Annotated in this window: 21 protein-coding genes; 5 read left to right on the top strand and 16 right to left on the bottom strand. The window is 49.4% G+C overall.

What is annotated here, in order from left to right:
- Positions 1–38: 38 nt before the first annotated feature.
- The gene (gene malQ / locus AC4IFB_RS05775) at positions 39–1,532 is read left to right on the top strand and encodes a 4-alpha-glucanotransferase (RefSeq protein ID WP_490777485.1); all 1,494 of its coding nucleotides are present in this window, start codon (positions 39–41) and stop codon (positions 1,530–1,532) included.
- 655 nt (positions 1,533–2,187) lie between these two features.
- Here the strand turns inward: malQ and AC4IFB_RS05770 are convergent.
- The gene (locus tag AC4IFB_RS05770; protein ID WP_490779643.1) at positions 2,188–2,397 is read right to left on the bottom strand and encodes a hypothetical protein; all 210 of its coding nucleotides are present in this window, start codon (positions 2,395–2,397) and stop codon (positions 2,188–2,190) included.
- A 35-nt stretch (positions 2,398–2,432) separates the two neighbouring features.
- On the opposite strand from AC4IFB_RS05770, the gene purL reads away from it, so the two are divergent.
- Positions 2,433–6,320, top strand: coding sequence for a phosphoribosylformylglycinamidine synthase (gene purL, locus AC4IFB_RS05765; protein ID WP_490779730.1), 3,888 nt, complete (start codon positions 2,433–2,435; stop codon positions 6,318–6,320).
- A gap of 238 nt (positions 6,321–6,558) precedes the next feature.
- Positions 6,559–7,797 (top strand): NAD(P)/FAD-dependent oxidoreductase, encoded by a 1,239-nt coding sequence (locus AC4IFB_RS05760; protein WP_490779642.1) that lies wholly within the window; start codon positions 6,559–6,561, stop codon positions 7,795–7,797.
- Positions 7,798–7,857: 60 nt separating this feature from the next.
- On the opposite strand, the gene AC4IFB_RS05755 is transcribed toward AC4IFB_RS05760, so the two are convergent.
- The 14 genes from AC4IFB_RS05755 to AC4IFB_RS05690 all read right to left on the bottom strand — a co-directional run bounded on the left by AC4IFB_RS05755 (position 7,858) and on the right by AC4IFB_RS05690 (position 19,650).
- Positions 7,858–8,529 (bottom strand): YdcF family protein, encoded by a 672-nt coding sequence (locus AC4IFB_RS05755; protein ID WP_490777487.1) that lies wholly within the window; start codon positions 8,527–8,529, stop codon positions 7,858–7,860.
- Between the two features lie 67 nt (positions 8,530–8,596).
- Positions 8,597–8,995 (bottom strand): hypothetical protein, encoded by a 399-nt coding sequence (locus tag AC4IFB_RS05750; protein WP_490777488.1) that lies wholly within the window; start codon positions 8,993–8,995, stop codon positions 8,597–8,599.
- 87 nt (positions 8,996–9,082) lie between these two features.
- On the bottom strand, positions 9,083–9,829 hold the full coding sequence (locus tag AC4IFB_RS05745) for a glycosyltransferase family 2 protein (protein WP_490777489.1): 747 nt from the start codon (positions 9,827–9,829) through the stop codon (positions 9,083–9,085).
- 2 nt (positions 9,830–9,831) lie between these two features.
- Positions 9,832–10,551 (bottom strand): 3-oxoacyl-ACP reductase FabG, encoded by a 720-nt coding sequence (fabG, locus tag AC4IFB_RS05740; protein WP_490777490.1) that lies wholly within the window; start codon positions 10,549–10,551, stop codon positions 9,832–9,834.
- Positions 10,548–11,000: a hotdog family protein gene (locus AC4IFB_RS05735; RefSeq protein WP_490777491.1), complete on the bottom strand. Its 453-nt coding sequence runs from the start codon at positions 10,998–11,000 to the stop codon at positions 10,548–10,550. Before AC4IFB_RS05735 ends, fabG begins: the two co-directional genes overlap by 4 nt.
- Positions 10,994–11,782: a beta-ketoacyl synthase chain length factor gene (locus AC4IFB_RS05730; RefSeq protein WP_490777492.1), complete on the bottom strand. Its 789-nt coding sequence runs from the start codon at positions 11,780–11,782 to the stop codon at positions 10,994–10,996. Before AC4IFB_RS05730 ends, AC4IFB_RS05735 begins: the two co-directional genes overlap by 7 nt.
- Positions 11,779–12,960, bottom strand: coding sequence for a beta-ketoacyl-[acyl-carrier-protein] synthase family protein (locus AC4IFB_RS05725; RefSeq protein ID WP_490779729.1), 1,182 nt, complete (start codon positions 12,958–12,960; stop codon positions 11,779–11,781). The genes AC4IFB_RS05730 and AC4IFB_RS05725 overlap by 4 nt, the downstream gene beginning before the upstream one ends.
- A gap of 163 nt (positions 12,961–13,123) precedes the next feature.
- Positions 13,124–14,476 (bottom strand): AMP-binding protein, encoded by a 1,353-nt coding sequence (locus AC4IFB_RS05720; RefSeq protein ID WP_490779641.1) that lies wholly within the window; start codon positions 14,474–14,476, stop codon positions 13,124–13,126.
- Positions 14,458–15,123, bottom strand: coding sequence for a COG4648 family protein (locus tag AC4IFB_RS05715; RefSeq protein WP_490777495.1), 666 nt, complete (start codon positions 15,121–15,123; stop codon positions 14,458–14,460). The genes AC4IFB_RS05720 and AC4IFB_RS05715 overlap by 19 nt, the downstream gene beginning before the upstream one ends.
- Positions 15,124–15,193: 70 nt before the next feature.
- Positions 15,194–17,500, bottom strand: a complete 2,307-nt coding sequence (locus AC4IFB_RS05710) for an MMPL family transporter (RefSeq protein WP_490779640.1) — start codon at positions 17,498–17,500, stop codon at positions 15,194–15,196.
- A 93-nt stretch (positions 17,501–17,593) separates the two neighbouring features.
- Entirely contained in the window at positions 17,594–18,190 is a 597-nt protein-coding gene (locus tag AC4IFB_RS05705; protein ID WP_490779639.1) for a LolA family protein, read from the bottom strand.
- The gene (locus AC4IFB_RS05700; protein WP_490779638.1) at positions 18,174–19,079 is read right to left on the bottom strand and encodes a lysophospholipid acyltransferase family protein; all 906 of its coding nucleotides are present in this window, start codon (positions 19,077–19,079) and stop codon (positions 18,174–18,176) included. The genes AC4IFB_RS05705 and AC4IFB_RS05700 overlap by 17 nt, the downstream gene beginning before the upstream one ends.
- Positions 19,080–19,081: 2 nt before the next feature.
- Positions 19,082–19,384: an ApeI family dehydratase gene (locus AC4IFB_RS05695; protein WP_490779637.1), complete on the bottom strand. Its 303-nt coding sequence runs from the start codon at positions 19,382–19,384 to the stop codon at positions 19,082–19,084.
- A 2-nt stretch (positions 19,385–19,386) separates the two neighbouring features.
- The gene (locus tag AC4IFB_RS05690; protein ID WP_490777500.1) at positions 19,387–19,650 is read right to left on the bottom strand and encodes a phosphopantetheine-binding protein; all 264 of its coding nucleotides are present in this window, start codon (positions 19,648–19,650) and stop codon (positions 19,387–19,389) included.
- Between the two features lie 528 nt (positions 19,651–20,178).
- Here AC4IFB_RS05690 and speB point away from each other — a divergent pair.
- Together speB and speA are read left to right on the top strand one after the other, a co-directional pair.
- Positions 20,179–21,087, top strand: a complete 909-nt coding sequence (speB, locus tag AC4IFB_RS05685) for an agmatinase (protein ID WP_490779636.1) — start codon at positions 20,179–20,181, stop codon at positions 21,085–21,087.
- Positions 21,080–22,993 carry a biosynthetic arginine decarboxylase gene (gene speA / locus AC4IFB_RS05680; protein ID WP_490779635.1) on the top strand — a complete coding sequence of 638 codons (1,914 nt, stop codon included), beginning with the start codon at positions 21,080–21,082 and terminating at the stop codon, positions 22,991–22,993. The genes speB and speA overlap by 8 nt, the downstream gene beginning before the upstream one ends.
- Positions 22,994–23,020: 27 nt before the next feature.
- On the opposite strand, the gene AC4IFB_RS05675 is transcribed toward speA, so the two are convergent.
- Positions 23,021–23,725: an endonuclease gene (locus tag AC4IFB_RS05675; protein WP_490779634.1), complete on the bottom strand. Its 705-nt coding sequence runs from the start codon at positions 23,723–23,725 to the stop codon at positions 23,021–23,023.
- Positions 23,726–24,097 lie beyond the last annotated feature (372 nt).

Here is a 24,097-nt window from a genome sequence, read left to right as displayed (position 1 = left end):
TGCTCAGAATCATAGGGGTATGTCGATGAGAAAATCGTATGAGTGAAGCCGAAGATCCGCAGCTTCAACCTGTTCATCGCTTGCTGACTTCCCGAAGAGCTGGTGTTCTGCTGCACATTACTTCTCTACCGGGACCGGGTCCTGTCGGTGATCTAGGGAGTAGTGCCTACTGTTTTGTCGACTTTCTAGTTGCATCCGGCATGACTGTTTGGCAGATATTGCCGATTGGTCCGACAATGCATGATAACTCGCCCTATCAAAGCAGTTCGGTCTATGCGGGAAATCCCAGATTGATCAGTTTGGAGATGCTTCTGGAACGGGGCTGGTTGAATGAAGCGCCAGGTGAAACGATTAGCGATGAAGACAAATCCGAGGCGATAAAAAAATCCTGCGACAGATTCAATGAGTGTGCCAGTGAGGAGGAGCGTCACGAATATCAACGTTTTATTGCTGAACACAAACATTGGTTAGAAGATTACGCACTTTTTCAGGCGTTGAGTCTGGAAGAGAAGGCTTGTTGGTGGGATTGGTACAAACCCCTGAGGGATCGTGAACCTCAAGCGCTTGCTATGGCAAGGGCTCGTTTGAAAGATGCCATCGAGTATGTGCGTTTCGAGCAGTATCTGTTCTATACACAGTGGATGTGTCTCAAACAGTATGCCAATGAACAAGGTGTGCTGTTATTCGGTGATGTACCGATTTTTGTTGCTCATGACAGTGCAGAGGTATGGGCTAATCGAGAGATTTTCGATCTCATGGAAGACGGACATCCAAGAGTTGTCGCAGGTGTTCCGCCCGACTATTTTTCTGCGACCGGGCAGCGCTGGGGAAATCCGCTCTATTGTTGGGAAAAGATGCAGCTGGATGACTTTAGTTTCTGGGTCGATCGACTCAAGGCCCAAGCTACTCTTTTTGATTTTTTAAGAATCGATCATTTTCGAGGTTTTGAAGCCTATTGGGAGATCCCTGCTGAGGAAGAGACAGCGGAAAATGGACATTGGGTGGAGGCGCCGGGAGATCTTTTTTTTGGTCTGCTTTTCGAGAAGCTACCTCATCTGGAGCTGGTTGCCGAGGATCTAGGCGTTATTACTCCACAGGTTGATGCCTTGCGCACGTCATATGGTATGCCTGGAATGAAAATTCTGCAGTTTGCCTTCTCTGGGGGGGCTGATAACCCTTATCTACCTTTCCACCACACAACAGACTCTGTTGTCTACACCGGCACCCATGATAACGACACGACGTTGGGCTGGTATAAAGCGTTGGACGACGCATCCCGGGAATTTGTTGATGACTACCTGGGTAAACCGAGGGAGGTAATGCCCTGGCCACTCATCAGATCGGCATTGGCTTCACGGGCCAATCTCGCAATCTTACCGTTTCAGGATATTCTGGGACTCGATGGTGAACACCGTATGAACACCCCGGGTACCACAGAGGGGAACTGGGGATGGCGGTTTGAGTGGGATATGATCAAGCCTGAAACCGAGATGCGTTTAAGGCATAGATTGCAAATGTATGGTCGTTTGTGAGCTGAAAGTGATCCGCTGATGGAGTCTCGCTGCTAAAGTGCTATTGGGCCTGGTTTGCGATATGAAGGTGGATAAAAAAAAACCGCTTCGTCATTTCGTCGAAGCGGCTATACCAAAGGAGGATGGAGGAGATAAGCCACCAGAAAAGAAGTGCTTTTCCAGCTGACTTGATCGTATTTCACCATTCCTGCATTTTGCTTTCATTGAGAATAGTCAATATGAGCCAGATAAGATTATCTGTGTGATCTATATCCCAATTCCTCAATGAGTGCTGTAGTTCTCAAAAGATCTCTATTTTTTGATCAAGTGCACAGTTTAAGAGCTTGAACTTATTCTGAACTGGAGTAGGCTAGCGGCTATCAACAGTGATGTTGAACATGGCGTTACGGATTTTTCAGGAAGAGGGACTTAAATCTGCCATTCAAAGGGAATTTGCCTCAGCTATTCTGCATGCAATCCCAATACGAATCACAATCAGTACTCACAGAGTATGGTTTCAGCGTCTGTTCCTGAGCACCATAAGGACTCTCTCTATGAGTTAATCTATTAGTTCACTTATATTCGATTCCCCATCGGAAAGTGCGACTTTTAAAGGACTAACATTGCGGAATTTCATTTCGCTCCTCGAAATATTTCTTGAGTGATGCGATTGATTTTATCCGTTTCTACAGATCTCTATGGAGGAGAACTTTTCGGCATATGCCGAATCATGGTAGTCCATTGTTTCGTTTGTGAGGTGATGGACTACCTTTTTTTTGCCTGGAATATAGTCAATCAGGCGACCCTTTCCCTGCTCGAGGGTATTAACAGCATCCTCAAAACAGTCCAATAGAGTCTGTGGGTAAGGGCCTTTTTCGAGTATCATTAGCCACTTCCTGAATTTTAGATAAAGGCATGACGATGTTGATTCTCCGTGGCGCCCCTGCACTTTCCGATTTCCGTCTTCAGAAACTTTCCAACCGCCTCACGGAGCAACTGCAGATATCTGTGGATGTGGCGTCTGAATATCTTCATTTTGCCAATCTGGAACAGACACTCGAGCCAACTGAAGAGCAGGTTCTGCAGACGATACTGCGCTATGGTCCAGCACTGCCGAGTAGAGAGCCCACTGGGACGCTACTGCTGGTGGTTCCACGGCCTGGAACCCTCTCCCCATGGTCATCCAAAGCAACGGATATCGCTCATCACTGCGGATTGGCAAAGGTGCAGAGACTTGAACGTGGGATTGCCTACTATCTCAGTGCCGAGGGGCAGCCGCTGGATGCCGAGCGTGTTGTTAAGGCTGCAGCAGTGCTGCATGATCGTATGACTGAGATTGTGCTCTCTGATGCAGAAGATGCCAGCTGTCTGTTTAGACAGGCGCAACCCGCGCCATACAACCAAGTCGATGTGCTGGATGGTGGGTTGGATGCTTTGGAGAAAGCAAACAGTGACTTGGGCCTGGCACTTTCTGATGACGAAATTGAGTATCTGGTGGATAGCTTTCAATCACTGCAACGCAATCCAAGCGATGTGGAACTTATGATGTTTGCTCAGGCCAATTCCGAGCATTGTCGTCATAAGATTTTCAATGCTGACTGGATTATTGATGGTGAGGAGCAGGCCCACTCTCTTTTTAAGATGATTCGTAATACCACTGAGGTCTCTCCTGAAGATGTGCTCTCTGCTTACAAGGACAATGCAGCGGTCATTCAGGGGCCAGCTGCAGAGCGCTTCGTTCTCGACCCAGAGACGGTGACTTATGGCTATGGCCGGGAAGAGATCAATATTCTGATCAAGGTGGAAACTCATAACCACCCTACTGCGATATCTCCTGACCCAGGTGCAGCAACGGGTTCCGGGGGGGAGATCCGTGATGAAGGCGCGACAGGTAAGGGGTCTAAACCCAAAGCTGGATTATGCGGATTTTCAGTCTCTAACCTGCGTATCCCCAATGGCGAAATGCCCTGGGAGTTTGATTTTGGTAAGCCTGGCCGGATCGTCTCCGCCCTGGATATCATGCTTGAGGGGCCAATTGGTGCCGCCTCATTCAATAATGAGTTCGGGCGTCCGAATCTGTGCGGCTATTTTCGCACCTATGAAGCTGAAGTACCTGGTCCCGATGGTCGGGAGATTCGTGGCTACCACAAGCCAATCATGCTGGCCGGTGGGCTGGGCAACATCCGCCGGGAACATATCGAAAAGAGCACCTTTCCAAAGGGTTCACCGCTGGTTGTGTTGGGTGGTCCGGCAATGTTAATCGGTCTGGGAGGTGGCGCAGCCTCAAGTATGGCCAGTGGCACCTCGGCTGAGGATCTCGATTTTGCCTCGGTACAGCGCTCCAATCCGGAAATGCAGCGTCGATGTCAGGAAGTAATAGATGCCTGCTGGACTCGTGGAGATGGCAATCCAGTGCTCTTTATTCACGATGTGGGTGCAGGTGGGCTGTCAAATGCACTGCCTGAACTGGTACATGATGCAGGACTGGGTGGCCATTTCGAATTGCGGGCTGTACCCAATGACGATCTGGGCATGTCGCCCATGGAGATTTGGTGCAATGAGTCCCAGGAGCGCTATGTAATGGCTGTCGATGCGGCCAAACTGGAGGAGTTTAAAGCGATCTGTGAGCGGGAACGCTGTCCCTATGCGGTTGTGGGAGAAGCGGTGGATGAGCAGCAACTCATATTGGGTGATGCCCATTTTGATAATAACCCCATCGATATTCCGATGAATCTGCTATTTGGCAAGCCGCCACGCATGCTCAAAGATGTACGGCGAAAGACCTTTAAAAAACAAGAACTCGATTTTACAAATATCGATATCAAAGAGGCTGCACTGAGGGTTCTGAAACTACCCACAGTGGCCAATAAGACCTTTTTGATAACCATAGGTGATCGCTCTATCACCGGTATGGTGGTGCGGGATCAAATGGTTGGTCCCTGGCAGGTGCCTGTGGCTGATGTGGCGGTGACTGCTTCAGGATTGATGGGGCACACCGGTGAAGCCATGGCGCTTGGTGAACGAACCCCGTTGGCCCTGTTGGATGCGCCGGCTTCAGGACGAATGGCGATCGGTGAGGCGATCACCAATATCGCTGCCTCTTCCATCGAAAAGCTCTCGGATATCAAGCTCTCTGCCAACTGGATGGCGCCTGCCGGTCATGCCGGGGAGGATGCAAAACTCTATGATACGGTAAAGGCTGTAGGTCTGGAGCTCTGTCCGACACTGGGTATTGCCATACCCGTTGGCAAAGATTCAATGTCTATGAAAACCGTATGGCAAGAACAGGGTGAAGAGCGTGCTGTGACAGCACCAATCTCCCTGATCATATCTGCATTTGCGCCAGTTTCTGATGTCAGGCGGACTTTAACACCTCAGTTGCGCAGCGACCTGGGGGATTCTGACCTGATTCTCATCGATCTCGGTAAAGGCATGAATCGCTTGGGTGCAACGGCACTCGCCCAGGTCTACGCAGAGATTGGTCACCACGGTGCTGATCTTGATGATCCGGAGGCATTGAAACGCTTTTTCAGCCTGTTGCAGGAGTTGAATCAAAACGATCTATTGCTGGCCTACCATGACCGCTCTGATGGTGGTCTTTTTGCTCTATTGTGCGAAATGGCGTTTGCAGGTCATTGCGGCATTACCATCGACATCGATGATTTAGGAGATGAGGATCTACCGATCCTTTTCAGCGAAGAGCTGGGCGCGGTTATACAGGTTCGTCACAACGATACTGATGATGTTTTGAAGTTGCTCAGTGATGCTGGTCTGGGACGTTGCAGTCATGTGATAGGAACGCTGAATAGCGATGACCAAATTATTTTCAATCGGGCGGGCAGTGCTGTATTGGCAGAGGATCGTAAGGTCTTTCAACAGGCATGGTCTGAAACCAGTCGACAGATGCAGTCTCTACGTGACAACCCGCAATGTGCCGATGAGGAGTATCAGCGGCTTGAGGAGGCAGATCCAGGGGTGCAGGTCAGTCTGAGTTTTGATCCTGATGAGGATGTTACTGCACCGATGATCTCCACAGGCGTCAAACCTGCAATAGCGATTCTCAGAGAGCAGGGGGTCAACGGGCAACTTGAAATGGCGGCAGCATTCCATAGAGCCGGGTTTGAATCTGTTGATGTACATATGTCGGATATCATCGAAGGTCGAACCAGTCTCGATCAGTTTAAAGGTTTGGTGGCTTGTGGTGGCTTCTCCTATGGTGATGTGCTCGGCGCAGGTGAGGGTTGGGCCAAATCAGTGCTTTTCAATCAACGGGCCAGAGAGGCCTTTCACGCCTTCTTCAACCGTACAGACAGCTTTGCGCTGGGAGTCTGTAACGGTTGTCAGATGCTTTCCAATCTACATGATCTAATTCCGGGTAGTGAGCACTGGCCGCACTTTGTGCGTAACCGCTCCGAACAATTTGAAGCAAGATTTGTCACAGTAGAAGTCACCGAGTCACCCTCTATTTTACTGGCTGGTATGCAGGGCTCCCGGTTACCGATTGTGGTGGCCCATGGAGAGGGACGGGCTGAATTCCGTAACCCGGAACAGATGAATCAAGCCCAGGGTTTGATGACTTTGCGCTATCTGGAAAATAGTGGCCAGGTGGCTAGTCGTTATCCGGCAAACCCCAATGGTTCACCGGAGGGAATGACCGGTTTTTGTAACAGCGACGGTCGTGTCACCATCATGATGCCACATCCTGAACGGGTGATTCGAACTGTTCAACACTCCTGGCACCCGGATGGATGGGGAGAGGATGCACCTTGGTTACGCCTGTTCAGAAATGCTCGTGTCTGGGTTGATTGAGGTTTTATGAAGAGTGAAAATAGAGTGCAATATTTTACCGAGGCTATTCTCTACTGGCACTGGTAAGTTGTTCATAAACAAAGTAAAGTAGCATGGCTTGGTGCTTGAGTTCTGAGTGGTATCAGTCAGATTGAACTGTCAGGGATGGCATGATTCGTTCATCAGGATGAAGAAGTATTCCTGGTATGGCCTCAGATTCCAGTAGCCTGGCCCAAGAGTCAACAATCGAAGGAAAATCATGAAGACATATGAAACTGATGTGCTGATTATAGGTGCCGGACCTGCAGGTTCCACGGCTGCTGCCCTGATTCAGAAGGCCGGCTTCGATTGTATGCTGGTTGAAAAGCAGCGTTTTCCCCGTTTCGTGATTGGAGAGAGTTTATTGCCTCGCTGTATGGATCTGTTGGAAGAGGCGGATCTGCTCAGTGCCATTCAGGAGCAAAAATTCATGGTCAAGGATGGTGCAGTCTTTAAACGGGGTGACGAGACCTGCACATTCCAATTCTCTCAGCAATTCACCAAAGGGTGGAAGTATACCTATCAGGTACCTCGTGAGGATTTCGATAAGGTATTGGCTGAAACTGTGGAGGCCCGCGGGGTGCCGATTCTTTGGGGGCACGGTGTCACTGATGTGAAATTTGCAGATGATGGCAGTTCTACATCGATGCTGAAAGATGAGAATGGCGAGGAAGCCACTGTGAGTGCTCGTTTTATTCTGGATGGCAGCGGTTATGGTCGAGTATTGCCTCGTCTGTTGGACCTTGATGAAAGCTCCATGCTCCCTCTTCGTGAGTCCTACTTTACCCATGTGACCGGAGACATTCGTCCCGAAGGTGAAGCAGAAGGGCGGATATGGATCTGCTCCCTTAATGATCCGGACAATGCCTGGATGTGGATAATCCCATTTTCAAACGGAAAGACTTCGGTAGGGGTGGTAGCGAAACCAGATTTTCTTGCTCGTTATCCTGCCGATCCAGATGAAAAATTGCGGGCTATTATCGACGATAATCCAAATACTCAAGCTCGCCTGAAGGATGCGGAGTTTACCTTCTCTGTACGCCGTATAAATGGTTACTCCATATCGGCGAAAAAGTTGTTTGGTGATGGCTTTGCACTGATGGGGAATGCGACTGAATTCCTCGATCCCGTATTCTCCTCTGGGGTGACTTTAGCATTGGAATCATCAAATCGCGCGGCAAAAACCCTGATACGTCAACTGCAGGGTGAGTCACTGGATTGGCAGACAGAGTATGCTGACCACCTGATGATGGGTGTGGATGCTTTCAGAACCTTTGTGACAGCCTGGTATGACAATCGTCTGCCGACTATCTTTTTCAGCGCAGTAAAGCCAGATGAGATGCAGCAGCAGATCTGCTCTGTACTTGCAGGATATGTCTGGGATAGTGACAATCCATGTGTTCGGGATCATGAGCGGACAGTCGATATTGTTGCTCAAGCTTGTGAACAATACGGGTAGCCGCGCCTTTCTGCTTTCTTACCTCATTCCTGGGCATCTCCACGACTGCCCGGAATGGATTCAAGTAATGCGGTTTATCATCCGTTTACTTCGAATCAAATGGGACCAGGTTTTGCCCGTATTAAACCAAAGTACATACCAGCCTTCGATGATCAAGCGAGGGATTAGAATCGGGCTGAACTGAAGAGTCGATTCACTGGCACAGAGTTGATGGGGTAGGCTCAAACTGGAGGCGATGGTAGCGATTCGTGCTAAGTGGTAGCGGTTGCTGATGAGTGCCACAGGATAGGCATCATTCTGAGCGAGCATGGATCTGGCGTGTCGTAGATTTTCCAAGGTATTCTGGGATTCCTGCTCCAGAGTGAGACGATTCTGATCAATTCCCTGTTCGATCAGATAGTCACGACCTGCCTGAGCTTCACTGATATCATCTCCGGGCGCGATACCACCGACCAAAAGTAATTTAGATCCGGGGAGGGCTTGCATGAGGCTGAAAGTTTTTTCCAGTCTTCTTCGGTAATCCTCATCGATCCCCTGTTTTGTCAATCTTTTCCCGAATACCAACAGGCTTTCGCATTGGCACTGGCTCTCTGTAACTTTTGCGATTCGGTAGACATAGGCCAGGCTGATCAATAATGGAATACCTAGACCAAAAAATACCAGCAGAAGGGTGAGGGCAAAAGTCCACAGGCCATCCCAATCGACAGCACCTCGTTCGGGGTCAAACTGCATGGCTTGGTTTTAGGTATTCTATCTGGAAATCTACTCCGCGCCGGTAAAGGCACGGAGTAGAGATAAACTACATGGCAATCAGACGTGATTGAATGGCATTGTCCAGGTTCACGATCCACTTGTTGTACTGCTTGTTGATCTTGGAACCGTCATATTTCAGACCATTACTGCTTTTGTAAACAATACTATAGGTCTTTTTGCTATATGGGATATCGACAGCAGCAGTGGTGCCACGTTTCATAATGGTTGCTACGATATGACCTGGTTTCACCTCCTTCATGCGCCATCCCAGGCCGGCACCAGCAGACATAATAGCTTTCTTGATACTCGTGGAAGAGGTTTTGCCTATGGTATTGACTGGCGACTCTTCAACGTTGTAAACCGCTTCTGTACGACACCCCATCAAGCCCAGGGTAAACGCCAGCACAGCGACGAACAGCAGGTTTCTAAAAGAGACTAATTTCATATCGGGACTCCCTTGCAATAGTAGTTTCTATAAATAAATTCTTTGTACCATATTATTATATCGAGGATTGCATCTCATAGATTGGCACTATGTAGCATGCTTGCGTGGGTCAGCCAAAATGCCGAGACTTCGAAATAGGCCTTGGAGATAGAGTCCTCTACGGATCAATCGCCAGGCAATCATTCGTACGATACGCCAAGTATCTGTCCATGGTTTATAGTGGCTCTGACGCCTTCCTGCGTGATATATCGACTCGACAGGTACAGATACACTATAAAAGCTGTGGCTTGCCGCTTCAATCACAATTTCACTTTCAAAAACAAAGCCTTTTTCTTTTGAGGTATTTATGTGTACCTCCTGAAGCAGAGCCAGAGGATAGAGGCGAAAGCCTGATTGGGAGTCCGTCACGGGATAACCGGAAGCCCAAGAGACCCAGAAGTCTGCGAATTGATTTGCAAAAAGGCGCAATTTGGGGGCGTTGTGGCGCTGTTTGAGGCGAGCAGCAATGATAATGCAGCGAGGGTTTTCCTGCGCCGCCTGGATCAGGTTGGGAATCTCGCCAGGGCTGTGCTGTCCATCGCCATCAAGGGTGATAACCGCATCTACTTTCAGTTTCACTGCCTGATCAAATCCACTCTGCAGAGCAGTGGCTTTTCCCTGGTTCTGCTCATGGCGCACAATATGAACATTAAGATCATCCAGCTGCTTATGGGTTTCATCCACTGAGCCATCATCGACAACAATGACATCGTCTGTCTGCTTCAATGCTGCAGAAACCACTTCCCGTATGGTGGCGGATTCATTGTAGACTGGAATAACGACTGCGGTTCGCATCTTTAGGCCATTGCGCCGTTGATTGAGATAATCTGTCCCGAGATATAGGCCGCCTCATCAGAGGCAAGAAAGGCCACCAGGGAGGCTACTTCGTCCGGGGTGCCAGGGCGTTTCATCGGTACTATCTGTTTGATCGTCTCTTTATCGAAAGTTGAGGAGGCCATACTGCCTTCAATAATACCCGGTGCAATTGTATTTGCCGTCACACTGCGTGAGGCAAGTTCCAGTGCGAGAGACTTGACTGCGCCATGCAGACCCGCCTTGGCGGCTGCATAGTTGCTTTGACCTCGGTTGCCCATCACCCCGGCAATGGATGATAGGGCGATAACCCTTCCCCAACGGGTCGACAGCATGGGCAGCATCAGAGGCTGGGCTACGTTATAAAAACCATTCAGGGAGACATCGATGACCCGGTTCCACTGCTCCGGCTGCATTCCGGCTAGCGGGGCATCATCATGAATACCTGCATTGTGAACCAGAATTTGTATTGGTCCTGACTCAAGAATCTTCTCCAGGGCCTTTTCTGCCGCTACTCTCTCCGTGATATCAAAAACAGAGGTTTCAGCGCTGCCTCCGGATTGCCGAATCTCTTCAGCCACGGCTTCAGCTCTATCGGGATTGCTGTTCGCATGCACGATAATGTGGTTTTCAGATGAACTCAGGCGTCGACAGATTGCAGAGCCGATATCACCACTGCCACCTGTGATTAATGCACGTTTCACTGACTCTTCTCCGAATGTACAATCACAGCTGCTCTTCCTTCTGCTACAGGGGTACGCTCTGTTCTGAGGGCGAAATCATATAGCATGTTTCCTGAATCGGCCAGGAGTTGTTTTGCCTCAACGATCAGCGGGCCATCGAGTATGTCTAGTCGCTGAGTGTGGAGTTTCACACCACGCAAACTGACAAGATAGCCACCAGGTTGGGTTTCACCGGACTTCCGGGCAAGTAGCCCACCATGCAGCGCCATCGCCTGAGCACCATATTCAGCGGCATGCACTGCCGAGAGCTGGTTGTTGCTTCGAAGAGGATTGCTTTGCATCAAATGGGTTTGGGTTCGACAGTCGATCTCACGCTCACTCCAATCGACAACTTTTTCGATGAGGCGCATCTCTCCGGAGTGGGGGAGTAGGGTATAAAGTTCCTCTCCTTCAATTGGATGAATTAGCATGGTGCTGTTTCCGCATGCAGCTTCAGACCTGGGAGATAGGGCAAAACAATTTTCGATGTTGCTTGTTTCGAAATCATCTCAAGCAATGGAAGACTTCGCGCTGCAGGGGCTGAACTACGCAACCCTTCCATAACTGGCTCTGACATTCGGCTCTCTTCGCCATCCGGAGTCAATTCCAAGTTCAATTTTGAGATTGCGCCACCGCTCTCAGGTGTCAGCAGCAAGGCCACGGCGAATGGCGCACTAATGGGCATGAATGGTTCCAGTAGGGATGGCGGAGGCTGGTCATAGCTGACCATCAGCACACTTCGTCTCTCCATTGCACACTGCACGGCGGCTTCCATCAGGCCAGTGGCAAAACTGCCTTCTAGTCCCCCCAGGCTGGTTGAGCCCTGATGGGATCCAGAGCCGATAGACCAGTAGCCAGCCGGGGCGTTATGTACAGAGTTGTGGAACTGAGTGGGAGATACCGGGCGATCCTCCTGGGACAAGGCAAGGCAGATCTGATCAATGATATCGAGATCACCCTCAGATGAGCTGAATACAGAGAGAACGCCTTCACTATCGGAATAGTCGCGCAATGCCTCTTCTGCAGCCTGGAGTGCAATCTTAATTGTCTTGGTCGTACGGCGACGCTCATTCGGTTTCAGCATGGAGGGCTTTAGAAGAGGTAACTCTCCCCCGGCATAATCTGCCTCACCTCTCAGTAGACGGGTTGCTTCCTGCCAGTCGTTAATACCCTGGGCAACAAGGCCGATATTTTGAACGCCTACACTGATCATGAAGATGCTCCAAAAATCAGGCTGCAGTTATTGCCGCCAAAACCAAAGGAGTTACTGAGCACATGCCTGAGAGGAGCCTCTGCGCTACTTAAAAGTATGTTTGCCTGTAGCGCTTCATCCTTTTGCTCGGTTTGTAAATTTTGAGGCAGCAAGCCCTTTTCCAGGCAGAGCAGGGCGAATATCGCCTCAGTGATGCCCGCTGCGCCAAGCGTATGGCCGGTAAAACCCTTGGTTGAGCTGCAACGGGTCTGATCGCCAAATAGCCTGCAGACCGCTCTATCCTCAGAAGCATCATTACTGCGGGTGGCTGTACCGTGAAGATTGATATAGTCGATATCTTCTGCTTTCAGCCCTGCTTGCTGCAGGGCCTGTTGCATGGCATAGAGTGCACCATCTCCGTCAGGGTGCGGTGTTGACATATGGTGTGCGTCAGAGCTTTCTCCATACCCCAGCAGCATCGGGCCGGATGGGGCGTCAGAGGTTTTTTCCAACAGCGCAAAACCGGCAGCCTCACCGATATTGATGCCATTGCGTTGAGCATCCCAGGGTCGGCATGGTTCGGGTGAGACCAGATCGAGCGCATTAAATCCATAGAGGGTGGTCAGACAGAGTGAATCGACGCCGCCAACGATTGCGGCATCACAGACGCCTGCGGAAATGTAGCGATATGCAGCGGCAAAAACCTTGGCGCTTGATGAACAGGCGGTGGAGATGGTGATAGCCGGTCCATTGATACCCAGATATTGACGGATGAAGAAGCTTGAAGAGGCTATGTTATGGGTACTTTTAGGATTGTAATCGGCTGGTAGGCACTCATTTCTACGTTGCCGATAGGCATCTTCTGTAGCTGCTATGCCTGATGTACTGGTACCCATGAATAGGCCGATGCGGTCTGCGCCATATCGGCCGGTGGCATCATTGACTGCAGCGAGGAAATCATCCTGATGCAGTCCAAGTTGAGCGAGACGATTATTGCGGCAATCAAACTCGGTGGATAGGCCATCCAGGGCCATATCCTCCAGACCCGGGACGCGACCAATCCAGGTCGATAGATCAACGTTATCCAAGTCACATGGCCTCAAGCCGCTATATCCAGCAGCTAGTGCTTCAATAGAAGCCTGTCTACCGCGTCCGAGTGCGTTGGTCAGGGTGTAGTGAGAAATAGTTAAGGGGGTCATATGTTTTCGGGTAGCACTCTGCCTGGGTACCTTGAGTTGAAGCCGGATATTATGCGAGTCGTAGCTGAATATGACAATGTTAAACACTTCCTGTGTTTATGGGTAATTCGGCAGGAATATGATTCCTGTCGAATTTACTTTTTATAGCCTATGTTCCAAGCTGCTATTTTAACCCTTTAATAAACGATATGAGTTGTTCGCGAGGCAGCTTGCCGGTGGAATTACGTGGCAGTGACTCAACGAAATAGAGTGGTCTGGGCAGAAAAGCAGCATCAATGGATTGAGATAGTGTAGTGAGAATATGCTGTTTTGTAAGTGAGGGCGCCACGACCAAGGCGGTCAATCGCTGTTTCTCATTGTTGTGATCTGCAGGTGGAACAAAAACTGCGTCAATAATGCCGGGAATCTCAAGAAGTTTTTGATTCAGATCGCCGATGGAAGCGCGCTTGCCAGCAATTTTCAACATATCATTGTCACGTCCACGCAGAAGAAAACGCTTTTTGCCGAGTATCTCGATGTTATCGTTCAAAGGGACTGGTTGGGGTAGATGTCCCCCCTTGGCAAAGGTCTGATTTTCATCCTCAATCAGACTAATCCCTTCATACAGTTTCCAGATATCCTCTTTCAGGGTACGTCTACTGGCAATCGAGCCGGTCTCTGTAGAGCCGTAGATCTCATAAACCTCTGTTTGAAGTTGTTGCTCGACCTCAGCGGCCAGTTCCCTGGTGAGTGGAGCAGTTGCAGATATGATGAAAGATATTTCTGGCCAGCTGATACCCGCATCCAGGCAGGCCCGCAGGTGCAATGGGGTGGTGATGAGTGCTCTTGGGGCACTGGTCAATGCCAGGGCTGATGCAATATCTGCTGGGAAGAGTGGGCGTCCGGTATGTACCGCTATTCCTCCCTGCCAGGGAAAAAATATTGAAGTAGCGAGTCCGTACATATGCTGGGCAGGTACTGTTGCAACCAGTGAAGAGACTGAACGGGATAAGAACGGAAAACGCGCCAATGCACTATCCGCCTCGCTTTTCAGTTCGCCCCAGGTCTTAGGGTTGGCCTTGGGGACACCGGTTGTTCCTGAGGTGAACAGTACTGCAACCTGTTGGCCTGGATCGATTTGTTGAGGCAGAGGCAGTGAGCTATCACTCTCAAGTTGAAGCAGATCGTTAAATAAAAGCTGTTTGGCTTGAATGCTGTTTTGGTACTGATCTGTGAGGCAATAGCTGTCACCCCAATCTTGCAACAGGCTGTTTACTGCACCTGGTGTGTTATTGGAGGGCATCAGGGTAATCTGTTGACGCACGATAGCCGCTGCAAAACTGACAGCAAAGTGGTACCTGTCATCACAAAGATTGATGACCTGTTTCATCTCAGGTAGCTGTGCTGCCAGTTTTGCCACATCCTGAAAGAACTGATCGGCAGAAACTCCTCTCCCATGGTGCCAGGCAGCGATTTGCTGTGGATGATGCACCAACATGCTGCACTGTATTGAGCTGTTTAAAGCAGGCTCCGCCATTCAATTCTCCGAACCAAGCGAACAAAATTCAAAAAACCGGGGTGCTCCAAGTGTGGCAGTTTCACTTCCCGAATACGATATTCTATGAGTAACCCCATGATAACCAAAAGATAGTTTATAAAGTTAGTAAATAGAGACCAGGTTTCTGTCGAGGCATAGTGGGCTAAGAGTGCACTTTCTATGGTCAGAAAAGCGAACATCAGCGACCAGAATAGCGTGACTCGGCGGGTATATTGACGCTCGTAGTCATTCAAGTCACGCTCATCTTTATGCATCAACTCCGCAAAGCGTGTTATCAGTGGTGTCTGTCCGGGTAACAGTGTCATTGTAAATAACGTAAACAGGCTACCATTGATGATTATCGGCGGTAGCTGTAGAAGCTTGACTGTATCTGGCCTGTAAATTAACAGCCAAGCCGCGCCAAAAGCGGCGAATAGAATGATCAGCCATCCGCTAAGACGGCCTTTTAACAGCTCGAGAACACCCCAGACCGCAAGAAGCATAAGCAGAATAAGGCTTGGAGCAAGCAGGCTTTTATTGACAACCCCTGCATGTAAAGCCAGAGGATAGGCGAGTGCCAGCAAAAACAGGCAAATATGGGCCAGTCTGCGTAGTCGGCTGCTTGATTCGGATTGGACTCCGTTCATTTCTATTTTTTAGCTAAGCTCAGGCTGCGTAATCAATCATCTTCAAGAGTCTGAGCTTGATCCTTTAAGTCTATGAAATTCTTCGTGACAGGGCATAGGTGGCAAGATAACTCATTGCTACACCGATAGCGACTGTCTGGCCTATAGCGTGTAACACAGGAATCGAAGAACTGGCCAGGATCGCAAACACGCCAGCAGTGCTCAATGCACAAACACTTAAGGCATGCAGCGTCAATAAAGTCTCTCCCTGCTGCTGCTCACGGCGCCGGAAGAAGAGGCTGTAGTCCATTCCGATACCCAGTACGAGCATCAGCGAGATCAGATGAAACAGATTGAGGGACTCTCCTGATAAATTTAACAGGCCAACTGTAGTCAAAATAGCCGCAGCAATCGGTATCAGTGTGTTAAACGCGGCTTTTAATGAACCCAGACCGTACCAAAGCAGCAACAGCATAAGCAGGCTACCGAAAGCGATTCGTTGCAGAATCTGCTCTCTGAAGTCTCCCACGAGACTACTGATTTCTGATCTCATATTGAGATAGCGAACTTCAGGAGAGGCGTTGTTGAGATAGTTTGCAATTGATTCGGAATCGCCATCCGTGTGTAACGGAATCAATGCAAACCAGTCAGATGGTCCCTGCCTGATCATGCTTTGCAGGCGTGGTTTTAGATCAGTCTCCAATGCCTGGGCATAGCTCAAAGGCGAATATCTTCTGCTCTCCTGGATCTCCTTGATGAAGGGCTTGAAAGCCGTTTCCCGAAAAGGTGTTCCCTTCAGCCCCTGTTGAAGGTTTGCAGATAATTGCTCCGAATCAGGCAGGGCGCGTTGTCTGAGCCTCTGTTTATGCTCACTGGGAAGATAATCACTGGGTAGTTTTATGTCATTGAGAATCTGCCCTTCAGGGTCAGTTTTCAGACGCTCACGCAACGCTTCACTGGTCTGCAGTATCGATTCCGGATCATCACCCCTGATAAGCATTAGCTGGTTGGGTTCTGCGCTAAGCAGCTGCTGGCGTAATTGCCGATCCTGTTTCAGAAGTGCCTGGGGTAGTGGAGAGAGGGTGGCGATGTCATCCTGCCAGAGCGTGTCGTATGAAATGAGCAGGCTTGCCAGACTGATAATCGCTGCAGTAGAAAGCACCAATACCGGCCACCTGCGCTGACCGAGTAACCTGCTCAATAGTGATATTCCCCTGGGTTTTGGTGGCATAAAAGCTACGGGAAAAAGTTGCGGCAGTATAAAACGGCTTGTCAATGCAGCAGTCAGCAGGCCGGTCAGTGTAAAAAGACCCAATTGGCGTAAGCCGGAAAAATCGGTGGTCAATAGAACCAGATAGGCGATACAGGTGGTGTAGACACCTAAACGCATAGTATTCCAGATCTGCAGCATACTTTTTTTAACTGATTGCTCTTTTCGGAGATGACTGAACAGGTGGATAGGGTAATCCAGTGTCACCCCAAGTAGGGTGATTCCAAATGCGAGGGTGATGCCATGCAGCTCGCCGAAAAAAAGTTGGCAGACTATCGCCGCAGCCAGTAGGGCACTGGCTAGAGGCAGAGCGGCTATCAATAGATAGGGTAGAAATCGATAAGCACTGAACAGCAGGAGTGCAATCAATATTGAGGCGATGATGCTCAGGCTTTGACTCTCATTGTGAATAATATTTCTCGATTCAACGCCAAAGGTGCCAGGGCCACTCACAATCAGTTCGTAGGGTTGGCCACTACTGAGACGGACAAATTCAGTCTTGATGAAGGAAAGCACCAGTTGCTGTTGATCGAGATCCATACCTCCCGCCTTGGTCTGAGCCAGAAGCAGAGCCATCTCACCATCCTTTGAGTGCCATACCCCCTGTTCACTGTTGATGTTATGTTCAGCTAACCAGCTGCCCAACATCGACTGATAGGTGCCCAGTGGATCAGCAGGTAATAGATCTTTGAAAGGTGTGGGAAAGGGTGATTTCAGCTCCTCTAATCGCTGCACCAGGGCTGCATTGAGCCTCTCTGCAGAGTAGTTATCGGGTCTGTCATCAGTTGAAATCAGGTATCGGTACTTAAAAAGAAGAGGATCGATCACCAGGGTAGTGGGGGTGCCATTTTCCACCCGCTCGAAAAAGGGGCTGTTACGAAGCTGAGTCGCAAATTGCTGACTGATCTGGGCTCTTCCCGCCGAATCTCCCTGCTTGATCGCTATCATCAGCAATCGGTTGGCCTCTCCCTGATTTATTTCGTTGAGCAACAGTTTTTGATCTGCTGCGGTGCCTTCAGGAAGAAACAGGCTCATGTCGGTGCGCACTTCGATTTGGCTGAATGCCCACCAGCTGCAGAGGAGCAGTGCAGATAACCAAAGCACCAGGGTGTTATATCTGATCTTCATTCTCAGAAACCACTCAATCACAATTACCAATAGAGTGAGTTTTACTGACATGATCCATTTTGAAATGGATGGATCTCAGAAGATGCTTCGGACTCATTTTTGAATAGGTGCGAGGTGGGTGATGATCTGATCGCCGTTGGTTTCAATCACCCGGTAGCGATCTATTTCCAGTTCCCGGCCCTCTATCTCAATTTGAGTTATTTTAGCGGCCAGTTCTTTCTGCTTGGGCTCAAGGGTCAGGATCCAGCCCTTTTTGTCTCCGGACAACTTTGGCGTGAAAAAGGAATTCAATGTTTCAAGATCTCCCCCCAGGACTGATCGGAAGGAGGCACTGAAGGCAAGCAGTTCAGGTAGGTTGTCCAATAACAGGGTCTGTTGTTTCTCTCCCTGCCAAAGAATTAACCGGTTGCCCTCGATCTCGTAGCGGGTATCACTTGGGGGGGCGAGGGTTCTTATCAGCCGATCAGGTGGCTGAAACACCAAGGTTCCTCTCTGCTCTATAGGCTGATCGAGTAGAGCCAGTTCACGAACTTCAGTAAACCGGGCATGTCGATCTCCGCTCGATTGCCACTGTTTCATCATATATTCCAGTGACCAGTCTGACTCTTCGGCCACAGAGATTGGTGCAAGGGTAATCAAAAACAGCCCAAGTAACAGGCGATAGATCAGATTACTATTCTGAAGTCTCATCCTGCCCCCAGAAATCGTAAAAATTGAACCAGTTGTATGGTGACATACGCGCATAATATTCCATTCTGTCCGCGTAGCGTTGTGTCCATGCCTGGAGTGCCTCGTTGCGACGCCCCCTCTCCAACTCAATAACATCAGCAAAATGTTCAATACGTATTTGGTATCTGTTTCCACCCAGGTAGAGACCAAAAAACAGAAATACCGGACATTTCAGAATCGAAGCGAGCAGCATCGGGCCTTGTGGCAGCAGAGTCTCTCTGCCAAGAAAATTACATTTAGCTGATTTCGCACTATCTGTAACGCGGTCACCCAATAGACCAATGATTCCGCCCTGGTCGACGACCTCCTGGGCACGTATCAAGGTGTCAGGCTTACCCAGCTCGATAATACTGTCGCTGAGCGCAGGATTTAGCTCAGAGAATACCCGCATCATCATTTCGTTGTGCTGAGGATACATCAGTATCTTCAGGGGTAACTCCCGCTTTACAATCGCCGTGGCCCTCAGGATTTCAAAGCTGCCCAGGTGAGAACCGAGCAGAATACAACCCCGATTGGCCTGCAGATGCTCCGCAATCATCTTGTGATTGTGGATCTCCAGCTCGAAATAGTCATACCGGTCAGCCATCAGGAATACCCGATCCAGAATGGTAGCTGAGAAGGTGTGGATATGTTTGGCTGTGTCGAGCAGGGTCGGTGGGCGGTCGAGAACCAGATTCAGATAATCTTTCGAGGCACGTCTTTGGGCGCTAGCCGTAACCAGGAAGTAGAGGGTGATCGGGTAGAGCAGGGAACGGGCGGCAAATCTCCCTAGATTCAATGCAATCCAGAGAATCAGACGAAGTGCCCCTGAAGTGCCTCTCTCCCCCTGTCCTTTCCAGCGACTACTCAAGGTTATGACCCGGTCTTGGTCAAGGCCAACTTGCCTGTAACTATGGTGATGTTGCCAACGACACATTTGAAAATGATCAAATCACCTTTTTCCTCAGCGGATAGATCGAAGTCCTGTCCAGGCATCAACGGCTGCATGAACTTAACATTCACTATCTCGTTCACTCTGTGCTCTGCATAGCGCTTGGCAAGCAGCTCTATCACACGCTCAAGAATCAGGGTGCCAGGAACGATTGGGTTGCCAGGGAAATGCCCTGCCAGGCAGGGGTGGTCATCTGCTACGGCTTTAGCCCTTTCGCTCCACACAACTAGAGATTATCCAAAATGTAGCGAGTTAACTTAGATAGAGATGAGAAGATTTCTGTCAGATTCTCGTCATCAGCCTTCAATTGAATGCCGTACTTCTGTTTGATGCCTAACGAAAGTTCCAGTGCATCAATTGAGTCGAGGCCCAAACCGTCTCGAAATAAGGGGGCGTCAGATTCGATCTCATCAGCTGTTACGTCTTCCAGATTAAGGGTCTCAACGATCAACTGAGCAACTTCGAGTTCGGTGGGTAATGCGCTTTCCATCTATTTGTCTATCCAGTGAATTTAGCAAAAACGGTTGGTTTAAAGGAGCGGCTTCTACCGCCTGTTTAATATCTGTCTCTGTATCTTACCGAAAAATACCCGGATACAACCACTATTCTTTAAACCTCTCAAACTGTTGAGTCAGCTCTGACAGGTTCATTTGACACCACTGGAGTGCTTCTCTTACCAGGATCAGGTATCAGTGGCCTCTACCTGTACTGCAGCATCTGAATTATTAGCGCTACGGATCATCATGGCGACTAAGTATGTTGTCTTCAGCCGAAGCGTGCCTGCCTGCGGGGCGCGAGCCGCGCCTTGATCAAGTGCAGGCTTGAAACCCTGAAGACAACATACTTAGTCGCCGGGTTAATAATAACCTCATCCCATCGGGTTGCAGCTGTAAAAGATGACGCTCTGGATTGCGCTCTGGCAGTTTTGCATCACTAAACTCTACTCTTTATGGCCTGAATCGTCTGAGGTTGATCCAGAGGTTCCCTCGATAGCACCATTTCTGGCACACTTCGCGGCATGAAATACCTTGATCTACCCAATAGCAGTATCGATGCAGCAGATGTAGTGATACTACCTGTTCCCTATGAGCGGACAGTGACCTTTCAGGGGGGAACTGGACTTGGGCCTGAAGCTATTCTGACCGCCAGCAGTCAACTGGAGTTCTATGAGGAGGATGGTGGATGGTGTCCCAGTGAATATATGAAATCCACAGTACTTAAGCCGCTATCCACATCGGCTGAAACTGAGGAGAGATTTCATCAGCAACTTTTTGAAACGGTTGCTGATTTACCCGTAGATAATCTACTCATCGCACTCGGTGGTGAACACTCAATAACCCCGGAAATGGTATTTGCCCGCATGCCTTCGGGGGGAACGGTGGTTCAGATTGATGCTCATGCCGATCTTAGATCCAGCTACCAGGGTTCGATCTACAATCATGCCTGCCCGATGTACCGGATCTGGCAGAAAGGCTACCAACTGATTCAAATAGGTATACGCTCCCTGCACGCTGAGGAGGCGAAAATAATCCGCAATGAAACTTCGATTACGACCTATTTCGACCGGCAGCTTCAGCAAGCTGAGTATATGCAATCGATGCTCCATCATCTGGCCTCCCTCAAAGGGCCGGTCTGGTTGACCATCGATCTGGATGGATTCGACCCCGGTGTGGTTTCTGGCGTCGGCACGCCACAGCCCGGTGGTTTGAGTTGGCACCAAGGGGTAAACATCGTTGAAACCCTGTTGAGAAACAGCGCCATTGAATTGGCTGGATTGGACATTGTTGAGCTGGTACCTGAGGCAAACAAGGTTTCCGATATGCTGGCAGCCAAGCTGATGCAAAAGTCTATCTCCTTCTGGGGCAAGTCCCAGGGTTTTAACCATAAGTCCGCTACAGGTTCTCAAATTGGAGTAGTCGATGAGTAGTGATGTAGATTGGGATGTTCATCGAGCAGAGAAGCTCTATCAGGTTGCTCAATGGGGTGGTGGCTATTTTTCGATTAATGACCTGGGTCATGTAGAGGCCATTACCGATGGTATCCGCCGTATCGACCTGAAGGTGTTATGCGAAGAACTTGCCGAGCAACAGTTGAAGCCGCCACTGCTTTTGCGCTTTTCCGACATGCTGAAACGTCGCATGGCCCAGATCAGTAAACGGTTCAGCGTGGCTATTGATCAGGCTGAATACAGGGGTAACTACTTTGGTGTCTACCCGATCAAGGTTAATCAACAGCGTCAGGTCATTGAAGAGATCGTTGAGTTTGGTACTGATTATCACTGGGGGCTGGAAGCAGGCTCGAAGCCTGAATTGCATGCAACCCTGGCAATGCTCGAGGATGTGGATGGTTTGATTCTGTGCAACGGCTATAAGGATCAGGAGTTTGTCGACCTCGCCATGATTGGCATAAAGATGGGTAAACAGGTCTTTGTCGTGGTGGAAAAACTCAATGAACTCGAACTGATACTCGATGCTGCTGAACGACTGAATGTGGAACCTCTCATTGGTCTGCGCTGCCGCATGGCCACCACGAGTAATGGCATGTGGCAGGATTCCGGAGGGGATAACTCAAAATTCGGTCTCTCACCTTCGGAGTTGTTACAGGCCGTGAGTAAACTGAAACAGGTGGCTAAGCTGGAATCTCTCAGATTGCTGCATTTCCACATCGGCAGTCAGGTGCCTCAAATCAGATACATCAAAGAGGCGATGCAGGAGGCGGCACGCTATTACGTCGAAATAAGACAGCTGGGAGCACCAATTGAATTTATGGATGTTGGTGGTGGTCTTGGGGTTAACTATGAGGGGAGTGTTTCTGCAAGCAACTCCTCTGTTGACTATAGTCTGCAAGAGTATGCCAATGACATAGTCTGGGCCTTGAAAAGGATTTGTGACGAGGCGTCTCTGCCTCATCCACATATCATTTCCGAATCGGGAAGGGCGCTGGTTGCTCATCATGCTGTGCTGATTGTCGATGTGATTGGCACAACTCGGCGGACAACTGAGGTTGCGCCAGTGGAGCCCGACCAGGAAAGCCCGCTTCAATTGCGTCAACTATGGGATACCCTGGTCGATTTCGATAATCTGACGCCCAGAGAGGCACTACATGATGTCACTGCCTTTCGGGAGGATATCAATAAGCTCTTTACCCTGGGCCATGCGACCCTTTCTGATCGGGCCCATGCTGATGATCTCTACTGGCGTCTGATCAACAGGATTAGCGGGTGTATGGATGAGACTGAACTGAGTCAGCTTGAACCTGAGCTCTCATCCAAGACCGCCGATCGCTATTTTTGTAATTTCTCAGTATTTCAATCTCTGCCTGATAGTTGGGCGATCAATCAGGTCTTTCCAGTGATGCCAATCCACAGGCTGGGTGAATCCCCCGACAGGCAGGGTATCCTGGTCGATATCACCTGTGATTCAGATGGCAAGATTGAGAGATTTCCTCTACAGAATGGCACATCAAAAACCTTGCCTCTGCATAAGGAACGACCTGGAGAACCCTATCTGCTCGGTATCTTCTTAACCGGTGCCTACCAGGAGATTTTAGGTGACCTGCACAACCTGTTTGGGGATACCCATGCTGTACATGTTCGAATGGATGGTGACCACTATGAACTAGAGCAGGTTGTGGCAGGGGAGTCGGTTTCTGAGGTGCTGGATTATGTCCAGTTTAATGAAAAGGTGTTGCTTGACCGGATGCGTCGTCAGTTGCAGCAGGCGCGTATTCAAGGCCGGATTTCAGCGCGGGAAGCCAACAGCTTCCTGCGCTTTTATCAACTGGGTTTGGATGGTTACACCTATCTGGAAGAGGAGTCGCCCGGGGTGCTCTGAGAGTTACTGGACTTAACCCTCGGCCCACTAGTAAATTTCATAGGTTGAGTGAAGGTGCGGCTGCCGATTGTTTAAACGACTCAGCCGAGCCTGTTCATTTTCAAGTTGTTTCGCTGCTTTATGGGTCAAACCAGGGTGATTTTTTAGCTGATACCCAGCAAAATGGAGTTGAATAACCGTCTCCTGGAGCGTGTTGCGAAGGGAAGAGTTGCTTGAATCCAGATGTTGCGCCAGTTCTTTCAGGGGAATCTCAACATGATGCCCCCTTACAGCCGTCGGGAGTTTCAGCCTGGCAGCTAAATTTAAAAATGGATCGAGCGGTTCCACTTTGGGGGGCTCAGAGTGGTGGGCTTTGCCAGAGTAGACCAGCTCCACATTCTCAGGGATGATTTTCAACTGATCCTGGTAGTGATCGGTAAGTTCATGACTGACCGACTCCTCGCCATTGATAACCCCACGAACAATCTGAGTAATATCACGCGCTGAGCGACAATCTGGTCTGTTTGCCAGTATGGCTGCCATCAGGCGCCGCTGCCCAGTGCTTAATCTGGTTGCCTGGTAACCCGACATATTGAATTGCCGCTGATCTGTCAGATTGCGCAAAAAGGCCTCTGCATATGCGAAATAGCGGGAGGTATAGTGAAACAGCTCTTCCGCGCAGCCACCCCAACCAGGGTGACACTCCGGATAGTACAAGCCATCGACATATTTAGCATGGTGATTCAGATTCATAAGAAAATACCTCTGTTGGAAATATGACCCAGGAGGTACAGCGGTTTCTACATCAAGGATAGATCTAAATTAAGAACAGTAGGCCGGGGAGATAGGTATTTCACATTTTGGCTGAAAAGTGATGCAGTGACATTGTGCACTCAATTGTAATTACCTTGAGCTGCTTTACTTTATATGTCAGAGCAAGTAATTTATTTAACTACATGAAAGATATGAAAAAATAATTTAAGTATGGCTGGGCTGCTGGTGAGGAGATGTGGCTGAGGGGTAGGAAAAATGGAAGGATTCAATTGTTCCATGGTCTAACAGTCAGGCTCAATTTCTTGCGATGTGAATATTAGGCTACTTTACTGATTAGATCTCCTTTAGAAT

This window comes from Candidatus Thiodiazotropha sp. AKIB8 (genome assembly GCF_058244675.1).
Note: the sequence above shows the minus strand (reverse complement) of the source record. Positions and strands in the feature narration are given on the sequence as shown.